Annotated in this window: 3 protein-coding genes; 1 reads left to right on the top strand and 2 read right to left on the bottom strand. The window is 76.9% G+C overall.

Annotated features, from left to right (window positions below; genetic code table 11):
• Positions 1-268, top strand: a 268-nt coding sequence (locus L0B03_RS17870; protein WP_250448354.1) for an SEC-C metal-binding domain-containing protein, incomplete at its 5' end; no start/stop codon positions are given.
• A gap of 4 nt (positions 269-272) precedes the next feature.
• Here L0B03_RS17870 and L0B03_RS17865 read toward each other — a convergent pair.
• Together L0B03_RS17865 and L0B03_RS17860 are read right to left on the bottom strand one after the other, a co-directional pair.
• A complete protein-coding gene (locus L0B03_RS17865; protein ID WP_250448352.1) occupies positions 273-836 on the bottom strand; it encodes an Rv3235 family protein in 564 nt (187 codons plus the stop codon).
• Positions 837-897: 61 nt separating this feature from the next.
• Positions 898-1,434, bottom strand: a 537-nt coding sequence (locus L0B03_RS17860) for a LysM peptidoglycan-binding domain-containing protein (RefSeq protein ID WP_250448349.1), incomplete at its 5' end; no start/stop codon positions are given.

Below are 1,434 nucleotides of genomic sequence, written 5' to 3'. Positions count from 1 at the left end.
CGGGCGGTCCGCCGCCCCGAGCGCGGGCACCCCGGCCCTGATCGCCCAGGGGCTCGACGGTCCCGAGCGGCAGGTCCCGCTGCAGTACTCGGCCCCGAGCCTCGACGGGGACCAGTCCGCCGCGCCGGCGAGTGCCACGGTCGAGGCAGTCGCCGCCGACAAGGACGGGCAGACCTTCCCGGGGACGGCCCGCAACGCGCAGTGCCCGTGCGGCTCGGGCAAGAAGTACAAGGTCTGCCACGGGCAGAACGACCCCGAGGTGCAGTAGGGCATCAGCCGATCTCGAGGACCGTCGCCCGCCAGTGCCCGCGGTGGACCTCGAGCCGTAGTGCTCCGGCGCGCACCCGGACGCCGTCGTGGATCACGACGCTCGCCTCGGCGACCGTCGGGGACAGGCGGCACACGTGCGAGCGCAGCACCGTGGCCCGCCGGACGGCCCCCGGGCGCGGACCGCAGTCCCGCAGCCGGGCCCCCAGCGTCTCGTACACCTGGGGGGTGACCCAGCGAACCAGCTGGGTCAGCGGCCGACCGCCGACGAGGGCCTCGACGGCGGCGAGCACGACCGGCCCGCACACGGTCGCAGGGTCGGGCAGCGCCGGGCTCGTCGTGCCCGGTCGACGCAGGGCATGAGCCCACGCCTGCTCGGTCACCGCCGAGTGCACGGGGCGCAGCCCGGGTAGGGAGAGGTGGGGCGCGGGCAGGGAGCTCGGCGCGGGCTCACGCCGGGGCGGGAGCAGGAGGCGAGGTGCGCGTCGTGGTGGTCCGGACTGGCGAGGCTTGTCGAGCCCCGGTGCGGGGGTGCGCGGGGCCGGTCGGCGCAGGGTGGCGGTGCTCATGGTGGTCCTCCGTGGTCGGTCCTGGTGGACGAGGTCGTCGTGCGGGGTGCTGCGCGGCTGGTCAGGGCATGGCGTCCTCCGCGGCCGAGACGGCGTCGGCGCCCCCTCCCGTCGTGGGGACCGCGAGCACCTGTCCCGCACGGATGAGGTCCGGATCGGCGCCGATCACCTCGCGGTTCTCCTCGTGCCAGGCAGGCCATGACTGCGCGACCTGCTCGGTCGTCGCGTCGGGGCCCAGGTGGGCTCGCGCGATCCCCCAGAGCGTGTCGCCCGCGGCGACGACGACGCTCGCCGGGTCGGTGGGGCCCGAAGCCGCGACCTCCCCCTCCGCCCGGACCGGGACCGCCCCCTGCGCGGTCCCGACGGGTTCGGTGAGGGGGGCCGTCGCGGCCTGGGCGTTCGAGGCGCGGTCGAGCGCACCTGGCCCGACGGTCTCAGGGACCGTCGAGGCGCCGTGGGGCGGGTGCTCCTGCTCGACAGCGACGACGGCGGTCTGGCTCGCTGTGGGCTCCCACCCCAGGTCGACCTCCTGCGCCGTCGCGGCGCCGACCCCGGCCCCCAGGCTCAGGCCCGTGCCGACGGTCACCGCGAGGGCGCG

The organism is Actinotalea sp. C106 (assembly GCF_023630195.1).
Taxonomy (GTDB): Bacteria; Actinomycetota; Actinomycetes; order Actinomycetales; family Cellulomonadaceae; genus Actinotalea.
The sequence above is the reverse complement of the archived record's forward strand: the minus strand, read 5'-3'. Positions and strand labels throughout refer to the sequence as shown.

What these genes read in the sequence shown, in the direction of transcription:
- L0B03_RS17865 (WP_250448352.1), bottom strand. Translation starts at nt 836, where the DNA reads ATGAGCACCGCCACCCTGCGCCGACCGGCCCCGCGCACCCCCGCACCG.